The 16,678-nt window shown below is 65.0% G+C and carries 11 protein-coding genes; 6 read left to right on the top strand and 5 right to left on the bottom strand.

The genetic code is table 11. The features are described from left to right. Nucleotides 1-3: 3 nt before the first annotated feature. Together HYR72_05995 and HYR72_05990 are read right to left on the bottom strand one after the other, a co-directional pair. The gene (locus tag HYR72_05995) at nucleotides 4-942 is read right to left on the bottom strand and encodes a hypothetical protein (protein MBI1814509.1); all 939 of its coding nucleotides are present in this window, start codon (nucleotides 940-942) and stop codon (nucleotides 4-6) included. Then, complete coding sequence (locus HYR72_05990; GenBank protein ID MBI1814508.1) at nucleotides 939-1,781, bottom strand: D-sedoheptulose 7-phosphate isomerase; 843 nt, start codon at nucleotides 1,779-1,781, stop codon at nucleotides 939-941. The genes HYR72_05995 and HYR72_05990 overlap by 4 nt, the downstream gene beginning before the upstream one ends. Between HYR72_05990 and mfd the strand changes: the two genes are divergently transcribed. The 5 genes from mfd to HYR72_05965 are packed head-to-tail and all read left to right on the top strand — an operon-like array spanning nucleotide 1,701 to nucleotide 10,693. Continuing rightward, nucleotides 1,701-5,306, top strand: coding sequence for a transcription-repair coupling factor (mfd, locus tag HYR72_05985; GenBank protein ID MBI1814507.1), 3,606 nt, complete (start codon nucleotides 1,701-1,703; stop codon nucleotides 5,304-5,306). The genes HYR72_05990 and mfd overlap by 81 nt on opposite strands. Nucleotides 5,307-5,329: 23 nt before the next feature. Further along, nucleotides 5,330-6,298, top strand: a complete 969-nt coding sequence (locus tag HYR72_05980) for a peptidylprolyl isomerase (GenBank protein ID MBI1814506.1) — start codon at nucleotides 5,330-5,332, stop codon at nucleotides 6,296-6,298. 2 nt (nucleotides 6,299-6,300) lie between these two features. Then, complete coding sequence (gene pdxA / locus HYR72_05975; protein ID MBI1814505.1) at nucleotides 6,301-7,293, top strand: 4-hydroxythreonine-4-phosphate dehydrogenase PdxA; 993 nt, start codon at nucleotides 6,301-6,303, stop codon at nucleotides 7,291-7,293. A 23-nt stretch (nucleotides 7,294-7,316) separates the two neighbouring features. Further along, complete coding sequence (locus HYR72_05970) at nucleotides 7,317-9,452, top strand: phospho-sugar mutase (GenBank protein ID MBI1814504.1); 2,136 nt, start codon at nucleotides 7,317-7,319, stop codon at nucleotides 9,450-9,452. Between the two features lie 14 nt (nucleotides 9,453-9,466). Continuing rightward, nucleotides 9,467-10,693, top strand: coding sequence for a YvcK family protein (locus HYR72_05965; GenBank protein ID MBI1814503.1), 1,227 nt, complete (start codon nucleotides 9,467-9,469; stop codon nucleotides 10,691-10,693). A gap of 11 nt (nucleotides 10,694-10,704) precedes the next feature. On the opposite strand, the gene HYR72_05960 is transcribed toward HYR72_05965, so the two are convergent. Continuing rightward, nucleotides 10,705-11,256 (bottom strand): Uma2 family endonuclease, encoded by a 552-nt coding sequence (locus HYR72_05960; protein MBI1814502.1) that lies wholly within the window; start codon nucleotides 11,254-11,256, stop codon nucleotides 10,705-10,707. Between the two features lie 92 nt (nucleotides 11,257-11,348). On the opposite strand from HYR72_05960, the gene uvrA reads away from it, so the two are divergent. After that, complete coding sequence (uvrA, locus tag HYR72_05955) at nucleotides 11,349-14,225, top strand: excinuclease ABC subunit UvrA (protein ID MBI1814501.1); 2,877 nt, start codon at nucleotides 11,349-11,351, stop codon at nucleotides 14,223-14,225. 16 nt (nucleotides 14,226-14,241) lie between these two features. Here the strand turns inward: uvrA and HYR72_05950 are convergent, their stop codons facing one another. Together HYR72_05950 and HYR72_05945 are read right to left on the bottom strand one after the other, a co-directional pair. Next, nucleotides 14,242-15,240: a glycosyltransferase family 2 protein gene (locus HYR72_05950; GenBank protein ID MBI1814500.1), complete on the bottom strand. Its 999-nt coding sequence runs from the start codon at nucleotides 15,238-15,240 to the stop codon at nucleotides 14,242-14,244. Then, on the bottom strand, nucleotides 15,212-16,372 hold the full coding sequence (locus HYR72_05945; GenBank protein ID MBI1814499.1) for a glycosyltransferase: 1,161 nt from the start codon (nucleotides 16,370-16,372) through the stop codon (nucleotides 15,212-15,214). Before HYR72_05945 ends, HYR72_05950 begins: the two co-directional genes overlap by 29 nt. Nucleotides 16,373-16,678 lie beyond the last annotated feature (306 nt).

The raw sequence follows: 16,678 nt of genomic DNA, 5'->3' as shown, positions 1-16,678 counted from the left end.
CGCCTACTTCAATTCTTCCAGCAGCGCGGCGCACAACAGCGGGAACATGATCTCGTGGTGGCCGGTGAAATGATAGCCGGTACCACCGCCAGCCGTCGGCCGCGTCACCACGTTCATCTGTGGCCGGTAGTGGCGGATGAAGTCCATGTCGATGGTGAGCAGCTTACCGACGCGGCGGCCAACGTTGCGCGCGAGATTGAGGGCCTTGAGAAACACTTCCGGAATGATCACGGCTGAGCCGAGGTTGATGAAGGCGCCGCCGTTCATGCGCGCGACGACGCCGGCGAGGAGATGAAAGTCGCGCAGGCTGCCGGCACCGATCGCCCCGCCATCGGCGGACGGGTGCATGTGAGTGATGTCGGTGCCGATTGCCACGTGTACCGTCACCGGAATTCCCAGCCGATGTCCAGCCGCCAAGATGCTGAAGCGCCGATGCGGCAGGCGCGCCTGCACGATGCGGCGGCCGACCGCGGCGCCGAGGCCTTCATCGGCCCGCGCTGACTTGATCGCATCGTTGAGAAAGCGGCCGGTCTCCTCCGCCATACCGAAGCGGCCGTCGGCGAGATGCGCCGCGACGTCTTCGGATGTCGCGCCGGCATACGCCAGCTCGAAGTCATGGATGATCGCGGCACCGTTCATCGCGACCGCGCTCAGCACTCCGCGTTGCATCAAGTCAATGATGAGCGGACTCAACCCCACTTTGATCGGATGCGCGCCCATGCCCAGGGCGATGCGCTTGCCGGCGTGATGACGCGCCGCGAGCGTGATCGCCGCGCGGCGCAGATCGGCGGCAGCGAGAATGTCAGGTAGGCCGGCGAGAAATTGCGCGACGCGCATGCCGCGGCGAGGCGGGGTCGCGAGCGCTTGTAGCGCGACTTTGCTCGCGCGCGTGGTGAGCGGGTAGGTCTTGACGCGGCGAAGATCGAGCGCTCTGGGCTTCATGATTTGCGGGCGGTCCGCGCGCCGTACAGGATCTGATCGACCAACTCGCAGATCACGTGGCCGATCAAAATATGCGTTTCCTGAATGCGCGCGGTCTCGGTGGTGCTGGCGACGCAGAGCACCAGATCGGCGCGCGGCGCCAGCTTGCCGCCGCTGCCGCCGGTCAGCGCGATGGTGCGCACCCCACGCGCGCGACACGCCTCGACCGCGCGCAGGACGCTGCGCGCATTCCCGCTCGTCGAGATCGCGAGCGCGACGTCACCCGGCTGCCCTAGCGCCTGCACTTGTTTCGCGAACACCTCGGCGTAGCCGTAGTCGTTGGCGATGCTGGTCAGGGCGGAGGTATCGGTAGTTAGCGCGATCGCTGCCAGCGGCGGCCGCTCGATCTTGAAGCGATTGACGAACTCGGCCGCGATGTGCTGCGCGTCAGCGGCGCTGCCCCCGTTGCCGAACAGGAGCAGCTTGTGGCCGCCACGCAGCGCGTTCGCAATCAGCGTCACCGCATCGGCCAGTGGCTGAGCACTGTGGCGCAGGAACGCACGCTTGGCGGCAATGCTGGAGGCGAACAGTCGAGCGATATCGCGGCGCACGGGCGGACGATACACGGAAGCGAGTCCAAGGTCCAAAGTGTCGTTCGCGGCGCGCAACCACCGGTCGCGTTGTCCGGGTTCGTGGCGGCTGCTAAGCTCGCGCGCGTTGTAAGTGAGGTAGGGAGATCCGGCTTGGATCTCCCTTTCTTCAATCAACCAATCGCGCCGATGAGTGAGCAGACCACCGAACCGCCCCACGAGTCCGCCGCAGCCGAACCGCGTCCGACGGGTGCGTCGCGCGCTGCGCATCTCAATCCGTGCGCCGCCGCGGTGCGGCACCTCGCCGCGCACGTGAGCGGGGATGGGCGGCGCCTTACGCGCGTGCAAGGACTCAAAGGTGGCGCGCGCGCGTTCTTCGTCTTTCGCTACCTCAGTGAATTCCCGCGGCCCGCGCTGATTGTGCTGGCCGACGCGAAACAGGCCGAGAGTTTCACCGACGACCTGCGCTTCTTCTTTGGCGAACACGCGGATCGGCCGCCGTTCGAACGGCGCATTCACTATCTGCCAGCGTGGGACGTACCACCGTTCGAAGATCTGTCACCGCCCCCCGAAGCCATCGCCGCGCGCGTGGAGGGTCTCTATCACCTCCAGCAGACGCGCAACCCGATTGTGCTGACGACCGCCGAAGCGGTGTTGCAGCGCGTGCCGCCGCGCGAGCAGTTTGCGCAGCGTTTGAGTTACCTCGTCGAAGGCGACGCCGTCGATCTCGACGACCTCGCCCGCCGGCTCGATGACTGGGGTTACCGGCGCGTGCCGTTGGTAGAAGACCGCGGCGACTTCAGCGTACGCGGCGGCATCCTCGATATCTTTCCGCCCGCGCACGCCAATCCGCTGCGCATCGAATTGCTTGGCGACACCATTGCGACGATTCGCGAGTTCGACGCCGTCAGCCAGCGCTCCCTCGCGTCGCAGCAGGAACTGCTGATCTTGCCGGTGCGCGAGTTCGACGCCCGCGGCTCGCAGAACAAAGACGCTGTGCGCGCGATTACCGAGCGCTTGCTCGAGTTGGAAGTGGCGCGCGTCGAACGCGACCAGATCCTAAGTGGACTGGCGAGCGGGATCACGTTCCCCGGAGTCGAATTCTTCTTGCCGTACTTCTATCCCGCGTTGGACTTGCTGACTTCGTACTTGCCGGCGGACACGCTCGTCTGGGTGGACCAGGCCGGCGAAGTGGACGCTGCGCTAGCCAATGCATGGAGCGGGGTGGAGCGGCGCAGCACTGAGCGGATGGCAGAGCACCGATTTCTGCCGCCGCCGGCGCGGCTGTACGCTACGCCTGCAGAATGGCGCGCGGCGGTTGCGGCGTGGCCGCTGGTCGAGATCGAGTCGCTCGATCTGATGAGCGGTGTCGCCGACGGTACACACCTCGAAGTCCATTCGTACACCACCGGCGATCTGAAGGCGGAGCGCGTGCGCAACCGTCGCGAAGTTTCCTTCGCACCGGTTGCCGATACTGTGCGTCGCTGGTCAGCCGATGGCGCGCAGGTCGTGCTCGTCGCCAGCAGCGACAGCCAGGCCGCGCGCATCGCGCGGCTGTTCGATACTCACGAGCTGGGCGTCGCCCGCGTACAACTTACTGATGGGCAAACATTCACCCAAGCGCTCGATGGCGCCGCGCGTGGCGCGCTGCGCTTGCTGGTCGGTCAGCTCAGTGAAGGCTTCCGCCTGCCTGAGGAGCGGCTGGTGGTCATCACCGAGACCGATCTCTTCGGCGAGGCGCGGCGGCGACGCCGCAGCCGACCGGTCGACGTTGGCCAGCTCATCCGCAACCTCAACGAATTGAAGCCTGACGACTTCGTGGTCCACATCGACTTCGGCGTCGGCGTCTATCGCGGGCTCAAGCATCTCACCGTCGCCGAGGTCGACGGCGATTTTCTCCATCTTGAGTACGCCGGCGGCGACCGCCTTTATCTGCCGGCTGATCGCATCAATCTGGTGCAGAAGTACGTCGGCGCCGAGGGGGCCGCGCCCACGCTCGACAAACTCGGCGGCGAAAGTTGGGAGCGGAGCAAGAAGAAGGCGCGCGAGTCGGTGCTGGCGATGGCCAAAGAGCTGCTCGGCATCTACGCCGCGCGCGAGGTGCTTGACGCCCATCAGTTTCCGGCGCCCGACGACTACTTCCGCGAGTTCGAAGCGGCGTTCCCATTCGAGGAGACGCCCGATCAGCAGCGGGCGATCGACGAAGTGGTCGCCGATCTCCAGCGCCACAAACCGATGGATCGCCTCATCTGCGGCGACGTGGGCTATGGCAAGACCGAAGTGGCCATGCGCGCGGCGTTCGTCGCGGTGATGGACGGCCAACAAGTCGCCGTGCTGGTCCCCACCACGGTGCTGGCGCAACAGCATCTCAACTCTTTCCGGCGGCGCTTCGAGGGGCATCCCGTCCGCGTCGCCATGCTGTCGCGCTTTCTGACGCGCGGCGAAGTGCAGGAGGTGATCAAGGGCGTGCACGCCGGCACCGTCGACATCGTCATCGGCACCCACCGCTTGCTGCAAAAGGACATCGTCTTCAAACAGCTCGGCTTGCTGATCATCGACGAGGAGCATCGCTTCGGCGTTGCGCACAAGGAACGGATCAAGCAGTTGCGCAAGACGGTGCCGGTGCTCACGCTCACTGCCACGCCGATTCCACGCACGCTGCAGATGTCGCTGATGGGCATCCGCGATCTGAGCGTGATCGAAACTCCACCCGTCGATCGGCTGGCGATCCGCACGTATGTCACGCGCTACGATGAAGGCATCATCCGCGAAGCGATCCTGCGCGAAATCCATCGCAGCGGACAAGTGTTCTTCGTCCACAATCGCGTCGAAACCATCGAGATGATGGCGCGCCGCCTTCGCGAGGTGGTGCCAGAGGCTACGTTCGCCGTCGGCCACGGCCAGATGCACGAGCACGAGCTCGAAAAAGTCATGGCGGGTTTCTTCGACAAGAAGGTCGACGTGCTAGTGTGCTCGACCATCATCGAGTCCGGCCTCGATGTGCCGAATGCCAACACCATCTTGATCAATCGCGCCGATCACATGGGGCTGGCTCAACTCTACCAGTTGCGCGGCCGCGTCGGCCGATCGCATGAGCGCGCGTATGCCTACTTGCTGATTCCCGGCGAGGAACTGATTTCAAAGGATGCCCAGAAGCGACTGCGCGTGCTGCAGGAGTTGGATGATCTCGGCGGCGGCTTTCGCCTCGCCGCGCACGATCTCGAGATTCGCGGCGCCGGCAACTTGCTCGGCAAGCAACAGTCGGGTCAGGTCAGCGCCGTCGGCTTCGAGTTGTATGAGCGCATGCTTGCTGATGCGATCCACGACTTGCGCGGTGAACGCGTGCAACACGAGGTCGAGCCCGAGATCCAGCTCGGCGTGCCGGCGTACATTCCGGGTAGCTATATTGCCGATGAGAACCAGCGCCTGGTGTTCTACCGTCGCCTCGCCGGCATCCGCACTTCGCAAGACCTCGACGAAATCACGGCCGAGATGATCGACCGCTTTGGACCGATTCCGCCTCTCGTCGATACGTTGGTGAAAATCATGGAGCTGCGTCGCTTCCTCAAGCAGCACATGGTCGTGCGCGTGATGCTGCGCAACGGGCGGGTCACCTTACAGTTCCACCACGAGGCGCCTGTCGAAGTCGATCGCCTCATTGCGCTCGCGCAGCAGAGCAAAGGGCGCATCCGCCTGTCGCAGGATTTCCAACTCAGCTTCGAGGCTGCCGACCGCGACTGGGACGGTCTGATTGCGGAAACGCAGTCGCTGTTGCAGTCCCTGCAAGCGACATGATAGCCGCGTAGCAAAGGCAAACGATGCAAGAAGCAAAACACAGAAGGCAAAAGTGGCGAACATGGCCGGTTACGGTTCTCGCGGTCGCGAGTGTCGGTCTATTCCTGCCCGCTCTCGGCGGAGCCGCCATCGTCAACCGAATCGTCGCCACCATCGACGGTGAGCCGGTCACGCTCTACGAGTTCACCCAGTTCGCCGACCGCGCCAGCCGCGGGCGACCCGCCGTGGACGAGAAGACGATGCTGGATGCGATGATCACCGACAAGTTGCTGCAAAAGGAAATCAGCGAGAAGGGCATCATCGTTCGGGACGAAGACGTCGACCAGTACATCGCCAGCATCAAGGAGCGGAACAAGCTCACCGACGAACAACTGCAACAAGCCCTCACGCAGCAGGGGCTGACGCTTGATGCGTATCGCAAGCAGGTGCGCGAGGAGATTCAGAAAGCGCAGCTCATCAATCGCGAGATCCGCGGCAAAGTCAACGTCCCACCCGAGGAGGTCGAGCGCTATTACCAGGCGCACCTCTCGGAGTACGAGACGGCGGAGCGGATGCATCTCAGTCACATCGTGATTCGCCTGCCTGCCGGGGCGGACGGCGCGGAAGTCGCGGCGGCGCAAGCCCGTGCCGATGAGCTATACCAGCAGCTCAAGAAGGGCGCCGATTTCGCGGAACTCGCCAAGCAGCACTCGGAAGATCCGGCCGCCAAGGACGGCGGTGATCTTGGCTGGATGCAGCGCGGCGAGATGCTCGAACCGATCGAGAAGGGTGCGGCCGAATTGAAACCGGGTCAGGTCAGCAAACCGGTGCGCAGCGACATTGGCATCCACATCCTCAAGCTGGAGGCACGCGAAGGGGCCTCGCACAAGTCGCTCGAAGAGTTGGGACCCGGCATCAAAGAGCAGCTCTACAACGCGGCGCTCGAAGCGCGCTACGAGAAGTGGCTCAGCGAGGAATTGCGCAAACGCCACGCGGTGGAGATCAACGAGTGAGCGTGCGGTCGACCCGCCCCACGATTGCCATCAGCTTGGGCGATCCGGCCGGCATTGGCGCGGAGGTGGCGCTTAAGGCGCTGACTGCGCCGGCGCTGCGTCGCCGGATTACGCCACTGCTTTTCGGTGACCTCGCGGTGGTGCGCGACACGGCGCGGCGACTGCGACTCGATGCGGAAGATTTCCCGCTCGTGGAAGTTGGCGCCGCCTTGAGCGCCCGCGAACGCGTGCCGGGTCGGCCGACCACCGCCGGCGGCGAGGCGGCGTACCAAGCGATCATCGCCGCCGTGCGCGCCGTGCAGCGCGGCGAGGCGGCGGCTCTGGTCACCGCGCCGATCAACAAAGCCAACATCGTCGCCGCGGGTCACGCGCACTTCGCCGGCCACACCGAATTGCTGGCGGAGCTGAGCGGCGCGGCCCAGGTGCGCATGATGATGGCCGGGCTGCGGCTGCGCGTGGTGTTGGTCACCACCCACGTCGCGTTGCGGCGAGTACCGGGGCTGCTCACGCGGCAACTCATCGGCGACACGATCGCGATGACGCATCAGGCGTTGCGCGAACGTTTTGGCATTGCGCGTCCGCGGATTGCGGTCTGCGGTCTCAACCCGCACGCGGGCGAGTCGGGTCTCTTCGGGCGTGAGGATGGTGCGGTGATCGCGCCGGCCGTGCGCGCCGCCCGCCGCCGCGGCGTCATCGCGCTCGGGCCGTTGCCGGCCGACAGTGTGTTCGCACACGCCGCCGGTGGGACCTACGATGGCGTTGTGTGCATGTACCACGATCAAGGGCTCGCACCGTTCAAGCTGCTGCACTTCAAGGACGGCGTGAACGTGACCTTGGGCTTACCCTTCGTCCGCACCTCGCCCGATCACGGCACCGCGTTCGATATTGCGGGCACAGGCAAGGCTGACCCGTCGAGTATGATCGCGGCCATCGAGTTGGCGAGTCGCATGGCTCGCGGTGCCGCCCGCGCCGAACGGCTGCGGGCGGCGAGTTGATCGCAGTGGTCGAAGGAGCTGCGATGTTGAGTGCGGTCGAAAAGGGTTTTGCGACCTTGGCGGTGCCGGATGCCGTACGGGCTATGGCGTTCGCCAATCTGCGCACGTGGCTGGAGCAGGCGGAGTATGCGCCGTATCGTCCGCAATTGGAGCGCCTGATCGCGCGCGGGCGGTGGGACTTCTTGCTCGATTCATTCTATCGCGTGATTCCGTTCGGCACCGGCGGTCGTCGTGGGCCGGTCGGCGTCGGCGTCAATCGCATCAATGCGTACACCATCACCACGTCGATTCAGGGACACGTCGACTACCTGCGCACTCATCTCGGCGCGGGACCGCTGCGCGTCGTCGTCGCGTTCGATTGCCGCATCTTCAAAGATCTGCGCGGTCATTACGAACTGGGGCTACCCAACCCGCTGCTCGGGATGCGTTCGCGCGATTTCGCGCGGCTCGCCGCTGGCGTCTATGCCGCCAACGGCATCGCGGTGTGTACCGTGACCGGTGATGATCTGCTGCTGGCGACGCCCGAGCTGTCGTTCGCCATCCGCCATCTCGGAGCCGCGGGCGGGCTCAACGTTTCCGCCTCGCACAATCATCCCGACGACAACGGCGCGAAGTTCTACACCGACTACGGCGGCCAGCCGGTGGCACCGCACGACGAAGAGATGGCCGAAGCCGTCGCGGCGGTGCAGGCGGTGCGCATCATGCCGTTCGACGACGCGGTCCGTGCGGGGTTGGTCACGTGGTGGACCGCCGCCGACCATGAGGCGTATCTCGATGCCAGTCTGCAGCGGTCGCTCGACCGCAGCGCCCGCGGTGCGTTCATCATGTACACGCCGCTCAACGGCACCGGTCGGCGCACCGTGCACGACGTGCTGGTGAAGGCCGGCATCCGTGTCGCGCTGGTGCCGAGCCAGGCGGAATACGACGGCGAATTCCCCCACGTGAAGTATCGTGTGCCGAATCCGGAGGTGCCGGAAGCCTTCGAGGCGGCGATCGCCGCGACGCACCAGGCCGGTGCGGACGCGGCGTTTGCCAGTGATCCGGATGCGGACCGCCTCGGGGTGGTGGTGCCGACATCCGACGGCGATCGTTTTCTGACGGGCAACGAAATTGGCGCTCTGCTCGCGGCGTACATCATCGAGTCGCGCGCGGCGGCCGGGACCTTGCCGCCGCATCCCTTCATCGTCAAGACCGGCGTGACCACCGAGCTGATGACGGCGATCGCTCGCGCTCACGGAGTCGCGGTGATCGGCGACTTGCTCGTCGGGTTCAAATATGTCGGCGACGTCATGGAGCAGATCGCCCGCACCGGCCGCTTCGGCGACCTCGTGGCGACGATCGATGATTTTCTGTTCGCTGCCGAAGAGAGCAACGGCGTGCTGGTCACGCCGGCGCTGCGTGACAAGGACGCGGCCGGCGGTGCGTTGCTGCTGGCCGAACGCATCGCGCAACTCAAGCGCGAGGGCAAGACGTTGGTCGACGATCTCGATCGCATCCATGGCCGCTACGGCTACTTCATGCACGGCGCGTATTCGTTGATCATGGAAGGCGTGATCGGGCTGCAGCGCATCGAAGACATGATGGCCGCGCTACGGAAGCAACCGCCGCGGCGTCTGGCCGGCTACGCGGTCGAACGTACCATCGACTACTGGGATGAGCGCGTACATGGGCCGATCAAGTCGAGTACCGACCGCGCGTCGCGCAACGTCGTGGCCGTCTACTTCGAGCGCGGGTTGAAGATCACCGCCCGTCCGTCGGGAACCGAGCCGAAGTTGAAGATCTACGTCGAGGCCAGTGGAGACGCTACGGCTAAGCACCAGGTGGCCGAACTCGCCGCCGAGGCCACGCTGCAGATGGCGGAGCTTCTGCTCGCCACGCTGAACCTGCGCGTGCCGCGCTACGCGCTCGCGTTGTCGCAGCTGGTGTCGGTCGAAAACCGCGTCGACTTCGCCGAGCATTTGGTCGGCGAGCTGGTCGCTCAACTCGATCGCGGCGTTCATGGCGCGGCGCTCGAAGCGTGGGTCGACCAGCGCGCCGCGCGCTACGGCAAGGATGGGCGCTTCTTGGTCGCCCCAGGCATTCGCGCCTGCCTCGAAGAAGGCGTCTCCGCGTTGGGTCAGCACGGCGACGCGCTCCGTGCGCTGTTTCAGCTCAAGTAGAACTGGAAATCCCGTTGGCTTCGACCGCGCATCGCATCGTCTGCATCGGCGGCGGCACCGGCCTGCCGGTCGTGCTGCGTGGCTTTCGCGAGTATGTGCGCCAGCAATTGCCCGGTTGGGAGACGATCGACCTCGACGCCTTGACGGTGATCGTGTCGGTGTCGGACGACGGCGGCAGTTCCGGCCGCTTGATGCGCGAGTACGACACGCTGCCGCCGGGTGATCTGCGCAACTGTTTGCTCGCGCTCGCCGACGAGACCGCCGAGCCGGTAATGAAACGGTTCTTCAATCACCGCTTCGACGCCAAGGCCGATGCGGAGCTGGCGGGGCACAGCGCCGGCAATTTGCTGATTGTTGCCTTGGCGCAACTGCACGGCGGGAATCTGCGCCGGGCGATCCTCGACATTAGTCGTGTGTTGTCGATTCGCGGCAACATTCTTTTCCCAACGTTGGAGGCGACCGTGCTGTGCGCGCGCCTCGCCGATGGGTCGATCGTGCGTGGCGAGTCGCAGATCGCACGCCGGAGCAACATGCTCCCGATCGCGTCGGTATTCCTCACACGCCGCAACGGCAACGAAGCCGCGAGCGATCCATTCACCCCCGCGGCGATGCCCGAGACGCTGGCAGCGATCGCCGAGGCCGACGCCATCGTGTTGGGCCCAGGCAGTCTCTACACCAGCGTCGTCCCCAACCTGCTCGCCGCCGGGGTCGGCGATGCGATCGCGCACGCGCGCGCACGCCGCATCTATGTGTGCAACATCATGACCGAGCCGGGCGAGACCGACGACTACTGCGTGAGCGATCACGTGGCCGCCATTCGTCGTCATGGCGGCTTTGTCCCCGACGTTGTGATCGCCAATTGCCGTCGCATCGACGCGGCGTACCTGACGCAATACGCGACTGAACGGTTGGTGCGTGAATACGAGATCGTCAAAGAGTCGTTGGAAGAAGCCATTCGCGCCTCGCGCCAGCGCGAGATCGGCAGCGACTCATTGATTACGCACATCGGCGAACATGCCCAGAAACTCTACTGGCTGGCCGAAGAGCTGCGCACCATCAACAACAAGACCGTCCAAGTGCTCCACGATCCAGACCGCGATTGCTTCGATCCATCCACACGGGTGCACGAGATAGACGCGATTAGCGAAGTCGAGATCGTCGAGCAGGGCACCCGCAAGACCGTCATTCGCCACGACTCGGTGGCGCTGGCGCGCGCGGTGGTGGACGTATTGAACGGCTGATCGCCGGCGCTCTACCGCCACAGATCGCGCACATCGAGCGCGAAGCCCGGCAGGAGCGCGGTAGTCAGCATGCGGCGGATGGTGACCGGCGGCCGGAAGAAGCGGGCGCGGCCGGGACGCCGAAACGTTTGGATCCCGACGTGCGTGGGATCGATGATCCAGTACTCGGTCACGCCATAGCGCGCATAGAGTCGACGCTTGGTGACCAGATCGTGCTCGCGATCTTGCGACAAGATCTCGACCAACAGATCGGGCGCGCCCTGGATGTTCTTCTCGGTAATGATGTCGGCCCGCTCGTTCGAGATGAACAGCAGATCCGGCTGCACGATGTCGTGGCGCGACAAGATCACGTCCATGGGTGCTGCGAGGACGGTGCCGAGCTGTGCCGCTTCAACATGGGCGTAGAGGCGCACCATCAGCCGTGCGGAGATCTTCTGGTGGATGGTCACCGGTGACGGGCTCACGTGCAAAGCTCCATCGATCAGCTCGTACCGCTTCCCGTCGTTGGGGAATCGGCAGTAGTCGTCGTAGTCGAGCTTGAGCGCGTTTGGCAGCGATCGCATCGAGCAGAGTGTGGCACAGCGGAGGCGCCGGTCGCAAGATCGAGGAGGGTTGACTTCAGCGCATCACCACGGCATCTTCGCCGCCTGTTCGTATGAGTGATCGCATCGTCATCACTGGGGCGCGGGAGCATAATCTCAGGGACCTCACGGTCGAGATTCCGCGCGACAAGCTCGTGGTGATCACCGGATTGTCGGGCTCGGGTAAGTCGTCGCTGGCGTTCGACACTATCTACGCCGAAGGGCAGCGGCGCTACGTCGAGTCGCTGTCGGCCTATGCGCGCCAGTTTCTCGAACAGATGGAGAAGCCCGACGTCGACTCGATCGAAGGGCTGTCGCCGGCGATCTCGATCGAGCAGAAGACCACCAGCAAGAATCCGCGCTCGACGGTCGGCACGGTCACTGAGATCTACGACTACCTGCGGTTGCTGTTTGCGCGCATCGGCAAGCCCTACTGCTACAACTGCGGCAAGCCGATCGCGGCGCAAACGATCCAGCAGATCGTCGATCAAATCATGGCGCTGCCGGCGCAGACGCGATTGCACGTGCTGGCGCCGATCGCCCGCGGCCGCAAGGGCGAGTACCGTAAGGAACTGCTCGATCTGCGCAAAGCTGGCTTTGTGCGCGCGCGCATCGACGGCAAGCTGCGCGAGCTGGCCGAGGACATCGCGCTCGCCAAGACTGTGAAGCACACCATCGAAGTGCTGGTTGATCGGTTGGTGATTCGCGACGGCCTCGCCAAGCGCCTGGCCGACTCGCTGGCGGTCGCCTTCCGTTACGGCGATGAGGTGGTGAAAGTCGAAGTGCTCGGCGACGGCGAGAAGATCGCCCGCGAGACGCTCTACAGCCAGAAGTTCGCCTGCGTCGATTGTGGCATCTCGTATCCCGAGCTGACGCCGCGGATGTTCTCGTTCAACAATCCGCACGGCGCCTGCCAGACGTGCAGCGGGCTTGGCACTAGCATCTACTTCGATCCCGAGCTGGTCGTGCCCAATGAAGCGCTCTCGCTCGCCGCCGGCGCGATCAAGCCGTGGGAGCGCAAGAGCGCCAGCGGGCGCTACAAGTCGGTCGAAGAAGTCCTGCAAGCGCTGTCGCGTCGCTACAAGTTCGACGTCAACACGCCGTTCAAGAAGCTGTCGCCGACGGTCAAGAAGGTGATCTTCGACGGCAGTGGCGACGAGGAACTGACTTTCGTTTACGAAAAAGGCAGTCGCCGCTACGAGTTCAAACGGCCGTTCGAAGGCGTCATCGCCTGGCTCGATCGCCACTACAAGGAAACCGAGTCGGAATACATTCGCGGCGAACTCGATGCCTTCATGAACGCGCGCCCATGCGCCACCTGCGGCGGTGCCCGCTTGCAACGCAGTGCGCTGTCGGTGCGCGTGCACGACAAGACCATCACGGACATCGCCGCCATGTCGGTGAAGGAAGCGCACGCGTTCTTCTCGCACCTCCCGTTGACGCGCCAAGAGGGTGAGATCGCCCGCCGCATTCTGAAAGAGGTCGTCGAGCGCCTGGGCTTCATGACCAACGTCGGGCTCGACTACCTCAGCCTCGATCGCACCGCGGCGACGCTCTCGGGCGGCGAGGGCCAACGCATTCGTCTGGCGACGCAGATCGGTTCCAGCTTGATGGGCGTGCTCTACATCCTCGACGAGCCGTCGATTGGATTGCACCAGCGCGATAACGCACGCTTACTCGCAACGCTCAAGCGCCTGCGCGATCTCGGCAACACCGTGTTGGTCGTCGAACACGACCGCGACACTATCCTCGAAGCCGATCACGTCATCGACATGGGTCCGGGTGCCGGCGTCCACGGCGGCGAGATCGTCTCCCAAGGCACGCCCGCCGACATCATCCGCGATCCGGCCTCGCTCACCGGGCAGTATCTCTCCGGCGTGCGCGAGATTGCCGTGCCGGTGCAACGGCGCAAGGGCACGGGGTGGACGCTCACCGTGAAGGGCGCGACACAGAACAACTTGCGCAATCTCACCATCGACATTCCACTCGGCACCATGACCTGCGTGACCGGCGTGTCGGGCTCGGGCAAGAGCTCCCTCGTCATCGACACGCTCTACAAAGCGCTGGCGCAACGCTTCTACGGCAGCAAAGATCGCCCCGGCGCGCACGGCGAGATCAAAGGCTGGCAACTGCTCGACAAGGTGATCGACATTGATCAAGCGCCAATCGGCCGCACGCCGCGCTCGAATCCCGCGACCTATACCGGCTTGTTCGCCCACATCCGCGATTTGTTCGCGCAGTTGCCCGAAGCGCGGGCGCGCGGTTATGGGCCGGGGCGCTTCTCGTTCAACGTCAAGGGCGGCCGCTGTGAAGCGTGCGCCGGTGACGGCCTGATCACCATCGAGATGCACTTCCTGCCGGACGTGTTCGTCACCTGCGAAGTGTGCGGCGGCAAGCGCTACAATCGCGAGACGTTGGAAGTCGCCTACAAGGGTAAGAACATTGCTGACGTGCTCGACCTCACAGTCGCCGCCGCGCTCGAATTTCTGGCGACCATTCCGCCGATCCGTAACAAGTTGGAGACGCTGCACGACGTTGGGCTCGACTACATTCACCTCGGCCAGTCGGCGACCACGCTCTCCGGCGGCGAAGCGCAGCGCATCAAACTCGCCAAAGAACTCAGCCGCCGCGCCACCGGCAAGACGCTCTACATCCTCGACGAGCCGACCACGGGTCTGCACTTCGATGATATCCGCCGCTTGCTCGGCGTGCTCGATCGTCTCGCCGATGCCGGCAACACCGTCGTCATCATCGAGCACAACCTCGACGTGATAAAGACCGCCGACTACGTCATCGACCTCGGCCCCGAGGGCGGTGATGGGGGCGGGCAAATCCTCGCCACCGGCACGCCCGAGGAGATCGCACGCGTCAGCGGCTCCTACACCGGGCAATATCTCCGCGGGGTTCTGGCCCCACAAAAGGTAGCGGCAACCGCCGATGGGCGCCGGTGAAGCTTACCGACACGACTCACGATCGCGGTGGTAGCTGAAATCGTACGGGGTAATCACGATCTGCTGGCGCGGCGAGCGTGGCCAGCAGCTCGCCGAAGATGCCGGCGGTGAGTAGCTGCACACCGACGACAATCAACAACACCGCGCCGATCAACAGCGGATGGTGGCGCTGAATGTTGCCGTATTGCAGCCACAGCTTGGCGATGTACGCGGCGATCAGCACACCGGGGACCAGCAGGCCAACGCCAGCGAGACCGAACAGGTGCGCCGGCCGGCGACTGAAGCGGGTGAGAAATAGCACGGTGGCGAGATCCATTAGACCGAAGAACGGCCGCATCGGTCCGTAGCGCGAGCGCCCGACGGGGCGTGGGCGATGATTCACCGCCAGCTCCGTCACCGTGAAGCCGCGCCACATCGCTAGCAACGGCAGGAAGCGATGGAGCTCGCCGTGCAACGGCAGCTCGGCGAGCACTTCGCGCCGGAATCCCTTCAGGCCGCAGTTGAGGTCGTGCAGTTTGAGACCGAACAACCGGCGCGCGGCGAAGTTGAATACGCGCGAAGCGAGTCGCCGCGCGAGCGGATCGCGCCGCGCGACCTTCCAGCCGTTGACGACATCCGACTCGCCGAGCGCGGCGACCAAGCGCGGAATCTCGCGCGGATCGTCCTGCAGATCGCCGTCCATCATGATCACGAGTTGGCCGCGGGCGAGGTGAAACCCGAGCGCCAGGCCGGCCGACTTGCCACATTGTCGGCGCAGGCACACGGCACCGAAGCGTGGATGTGCCCGATGCAGCTCGTCGAGAATCGTCGCGGTGCCGTCGCGGCTGCCGTCGTCGACCACCAGCAGCTCCCAGTCGAGCGAGCCGCCGGCTAACGCGTCGGCGGTCTCTTGCCACAACTGCCGGAGCGTCGCGGCTTCGTTGTGCGCCGGGACGACGATCGAGAGATCGATGAGGCGCGTCGGCGACGCGCGGTCGGCGGCGGTCTCAGGGCGCTGCAAGTCGTTCAATGGCATCCCTCTCCTCCGCCCACGTGGTCACGCGTGCCTGTTGCACGCGGGCGCGCCAGGTGTCGAGCCCCTCGTCATAAATCCGCAGCACCGCGGTGGCCAGCGCATCGGGATCGGTGGGCGGCACGCTGAGACCGGTTACGCCTTCTTCAATCATGTCGCGCAAGCCGCCCACGCGCGACACGATCACCGGCCGCTGAAACTGCTGCGCCACGGCGACCACCGAACTCTGGGTCGCTCGCCGATACGGAGCCAGTATCATGTCGGCCGCCGAGAAGTACACGCCGACCTGCTCGTTCGGCACATACGCATCGCACAGCCGCACGTGTTCGCTGAGGCCCAACGCCTCAATCTGCGCGTCGTAGTGCGCGCGCGGTTCGTAAAACTCCCCCGCGACCAGCAGTGTGCAATCGCGGTGCTGGCGGATACGCGGCAGCGCCGCGATCACGTCGGTGAGGCCTTTGTAGCGGCGGATCAAGCCGAAGAAGAGCAGCACGTCACCGGCGAGGCCGAGCTGTGCGCGCGCGCTGGCGGAGTCGAGCGCGGCGCCGAACTCGGGCAGATCGTAGGCGGGGTGCGTCGTGCGCACGACCCGCGCACGTGGGTGTACGCGCGCGACCTGCCGCGCGTCGGAGTCGGAGTGGGCGATCACGGCGTCGCAGGTGCGCAACCCGTAGCGCGTGAGCCACCGATCCAACGGCGTGGCATCGTGAGCCCCAACGTTGTGACAGAGGAAGATGACGCGGGTCGAGCACCGACGTTGTGCGTAGCGGACAAACGACGCGAGCACGGCACCGAGCGCCGGTTGCCACCAGGCCATGACGATCGCATCGGGTTGATGTGCGGCGATCGCGCGCGCCGCCGCCGGCCACGAAGTTGGGAGCAATGGATCAACGACTACGTCGGCGTCCATGGCGAGCGGCACCGCGCTGCGATCCACTTCGGTGGTGCCGGGAAAGAACCACTTGGGATACTGCCGGCGCAACCCGACGACTTGTACCTGGTGGTGCGGTCGCAACGCGCGCACCAAGGCCGTGGTGTAGTGCGCGATGCCGCCGCGGAGTGGCGGCGTCGGCCCCACCAGCGTCAGCCGCAGCGGTCGCGCGCGCGTGGCAAAATTCGTCGATTCCCGTTCCATCCAATCGCTCCGCACCGTCGATAGCACATGTTGATGCGCGGTGCTGATGTGTGGCGACTCGTGTCGTGGCTCGCGATCGAGTTGACAACTCGGCTGACGCACCGCTGGGAGGGCGAGGCTTCCGCCGAGCCGCACTGCGCCAGCCGAACGGCTCGCCGGAAAGCTCGCTCTCCCATTCGGATCGCTGTAGATGTCTTCCCGGGGCATGACACTGGTCCGCCGTGACTCGGGCTGGTAAGAGACGCGCGGAATTGATCGACACAGTCCAATGTCTCGCCAGCGCTCTCGTGCCGCCCGCCGTGTTGC

Source organism: Deltaproteobacteria bacterium, from assembly GCA_016178705.1.
Taxonomy (GTDB): domain Bacteria; phylum Desulfobacterota; class Binatia; order HRBIN30; family JACQVA1; genus JACOST01.
The sequence above is the reverse complement of the archived record's forward strand: the minus strand, read 5'-3'. Positions and strand labels throughout refer to the sequence as shown.

Excerpts from the sequence above, each read along its gene's own strand:
- HYR72_05995 (MBI1814509.1), bottom strand. The coding sequence starts at position 942 with ATGAAGCCCAGAGCGCTCGATCTTCGCCGCGTCAAGACCTACCCGCTC.
- mfd (MBI1814507.1), top strand. The coding sequence starts at position 1,701 with ATGAGTGAGCAGACCACCGAACCGCCCCACGAGTCCGCCGCAGCCGAA.
- HYR72_05990 (MBI1814508.1), bottom strand. The coding sequence starts at position 1,781 with ATGCGCAGCGCGCGACGCACCCGTCGGACGCGGTTCGGCTGCGGCGGA.
- HYR72_05980 (MBI1814506.1), top strand. The coding sequence starts at position 5,330 with ATGCAAGAAGCAAAACACAGAAGGCAAAAGTGGCGAACATGGCCGGTT.
- HYR72_05970 (MBI1814504.1), top strand. The coding sequence starts at position 7,317 with ATGTTGAGTGCGGTCGAAAAGGGTTTTGCGACCTTGGCGGTGCCGGAT.
- HYR72_05960 (MBI1814502.1), bottom strand. The coding sequence starts at position 11,256 with ATGCGATCGCTGCCAAACGCGCTCAAGCTCGACTACGACGACTACTGC.
- uvrA (MBI1814501.1), top strand. The coding sequence starts at position 11,349 with ATGAGTGATCGCATCGTCATCACTGGGGCGCGGGAGCATAATCTCAGG.
- HYR72_05950 (MBI1814500.1), bottom strand. The coding sequence starts at position 15,240 with ATGCCATTGAACGACTTGCAGCGCCCTGAGACCGCCGCCGACCGCGCG.
- HYR72_05945 (MBI1814499.1), bottom strand. The coding sequence starts at position 16,372 with ATGGAACGGGAATCGACGAATTTTGCCACGCGCGCGCGACCGCTGCGG.